This window comes from uncultured Campylobacter sp. (genome assembly GCF_938018145.1).
Classification (GTDB): Bacteria; Campylobacterota; Campylobacteria; order Campylobacterales; family Campylobacteraceae; genus Campylobacter_A.
Genome location: NZ_CALIII010000401.1, coordinates 1 through 2,321 on the forward strand (window position 1 = coordinate 1; position 2,321 = coordinate 2,321).

Sequence of the window (2,321 nt, forward strand, 5' to 3'; positions counted from 1 at the left end):
TCGTCACCAGCGACAACCCTCGCAGCGAAGAGCCTGAAAGCATCATCGCCGAGATCTGTGGCGGCCTAGAGATGAACGAGCGCGTAAAATGCATCGCAAACCGCAAAGATGCGATAAAATACGCGCTTGAAAGCCTCGCACGGGATGAAATTTTGGTGATTTTAGGTAAGGGCGACGAAACCTATCAAGAGATCAAGGGCGTAAAATATCCGTTTAGCGATAAGCAAGTCGTACGCGAACTTTTGGACGGTCGCGCCTAAATTTACGGACAAAACGGCGACGAAATAAGGGTAAATTCGAGTAAAATTTACCTTTGTTTGCGTCTAAATTTCTATTTTTATCACCAAACGGCGTCAAATTTATCGCAGTTTTTATCGCTCGCGAAATGCCTCTAAAATCAAATTTAATCACAAATTTAACTCCTAATTTTATCGCGGCAAGCAAGCAAAAACGAATCGCCGCGGCTATATAAAGTTGCTTTTCGCGGCTAAATTTATAGTATAATTTTCCCAAAAAACACAAAGGACGACCGATGAAAATCGAAATTTTATCAAGCAAAATCCACCGCGCGCGCGTGACGGACGCCAACCTAAACTACGTGGGCTCGGTCACGATCGGACCCGAGCTCATCGAGGCTGCGGGGCTTTGCGAGTACCAAAAAGTCGAGATCCTAAACGTCAATAACGGCGAGCGCTTCGCTACATACGTGATCCGCGGCGAGAAAAAGGGCGAGATCTGCCTAAACGGCGCGGCCGCGCGCAAAGTCTGCGTCGGCGACATCGTCATCATCGTAGCCTATGCTCAGATGAGTGCTAAAAAAGCGAGAGATTTCGAGCCAAAGATCGTGCAGGTAAACGCGAAAAACGAGATCGTAAAATAGCATGGCACCGCGCCTCGAGGAGCTTTTCGCCTCGCCGCAGCACTACGAAAAATACAAAGCGCGGCTGGGTAAAAAACTAGCCGAGTTTCGCTTCGGCTTTATGAGCGACGCAAAATGGCGCAAGCTCTTTTCGGCGATCTGCGCCGAAGGCTCGCCCGTAAGACATTGCGAAATTTATGATTTCTTCGGCTCCTGCGTAAACGAAATAAAATTCGCCCTGCCCGCCGCAGACTACGCGCAAGGCATCCGCGACAGCTACATCTCGCAGCGCCTCACGACGAGCGAAAAGCCCACCCTCTACGCCGAGATAGAATACATAGAATTTGTGAAATTTTATGACTTCACAAGCCGTGGCGCGCTGCTACCGCCTGAGTACAAAAGCTAGGACCTTGATGCCATAGCGCGCTATTTAGAGCGCCTGGGCAAATTTGAGATGGAGCCGGGCGAGCAAAGCTTAAAAATTTACGGCTATAAGCGCTAGCTCTTTGCGCAAGTTTTGCTCTCTTGTGCGCAAGCGCGCCTGTCGCACCGTGCGCCAAGAGGCGCAATTTGCGCTAAATTTCACTCCGGACAGCCCGTTATAACCGCTTGCCGGTCCGCAAAAAAGGAGCAAATTTGAACTACGAAGAATTTTATGGCGCCGTCTGCGAAACGGTAGAAAAATTTGAAGCGAGCGGGGCTGCGAACAAGGAGCTGGACGCATATCTACTCGCGCTTTTGAGGCTGCTTGAGGCGCGCGGCAGCGAGCCCTTTAGCGCAGAGCTGATGCTTGAAATTCTAAGCGCGGCGTTTGAGAGCGAGAGGGTGGAATTTAACGAGACGTGGCTTGAGATAGAGCGAGCGCCCGAGCTTGCGCACTTCTGCAAAGATGGGCCTGCGGACGGCGATACGTTTCGTTCGGCGGAGGAGCCAAAAACCGCTGCGGATATAATGCGCTGCCTACCGGAGGGCTTTGAGATAAAATTTGACGAAAGCAGATCCGCAAATTTAAAAACCGCGCCAAGCGAGGCAAAATTTACGAACGACGAGCTAAAAAACGAAGAGAGCAGGACGCAAGAGCAAAATTCTATCGCCGCAAGCGACAGCGTCTCTGCAAAAATAGCGCGAGGCGGGCTCTTGAGACCAAAGACCAATGAGCCCCTAAAATTCGAGGCCGCAGATAAGCACGGCGGGCTTGCGTATTCCGCGGAGGTCATAAAATTTCAGCTAGCGGAGCTTAGCAGGATGCGCGCTAGCGGACAGCTTGCGGACGAGAGCAAGTTTTTCGGCATCGTCTCTCCGAGCGGGCATGGCTGGTATAATTTCGATCCGTTTTCGCTGCTGGAGTGCGGAGCGCGCGGCCTGATGGATCACGCGGGCGAGGATGCGCCCGTGCGCAGCGGCTGGGAGATGCTCGGCGAACTGCTCGAAATGGGACGGACGTACGAGTAGGCGCTAAATT

General features: G+C 51.8%; 3 protein-coding genes and 1 pseudogene. All 4 read left to right on the plus strand.

The window, feature by feature from the left end; all coding sequences use genetic code 11:
* A pseudogene (locus Q0338_RS09245) lies at nt 1–260 on the plus strand (UDP-N-acetylmuramoyl-L-alanyl-D-glutamate--2,6-diaminopimelate ligase); the annotation flags it as partial.
* A 272-nt stretch (nt 261–532) separates the two neighbouring features.
* A complete protein-coding gene (gene panD, locus Q0338_RS09250; RefSeq protein WP_298086500.1) occupies nt 533–880 on the plus strand; it encodes an aspartate 1-decarboxylase in 348 nt (115 codons plus the stop codon).
* Between the two features lies 1 nt (nt 881).
* Complete coding sequence (locus Q0338_RS09255; RefSeq protein ID WP_298086501.1) at nt 882–1,265, plus strand: hypothetical protein; 384 nt, start codon at nt 882–884, stop codon at nt 1,263–1,265.
* A 230-nt stretch (nt 1,266–1,495) separates the two neighbouring features.
* Complete coding sequence (locus Q0338_RS09260) at nt 1,496–2,311, plus strand: hypothetical protein (protein ID WP_298086502.1); 816 nt, start codon at nt 1,496–1,498, stop codon at nt 2,309–2,311.
* The last annotated feature ends 10 nt before the right edge of the window (nt 2,312–2,321 follow it).

Bases quoted from the DNA above. Each gene is read 5' to 3' on its own strand.
- panD (WP_298086500.1), top strand. From the start codon at position 533: ATGAAAATCGAAATTTTATCAAGCAAAATCCACCGCGCGCGCGTGACG.
- Q0338_RS09255 (WP_298086501.1), top strand. From the start codon at position 882: ATGGCACCGCGCCTCGAGGAGCTTTTCGCCTCGCCGCAGCACTACGAA.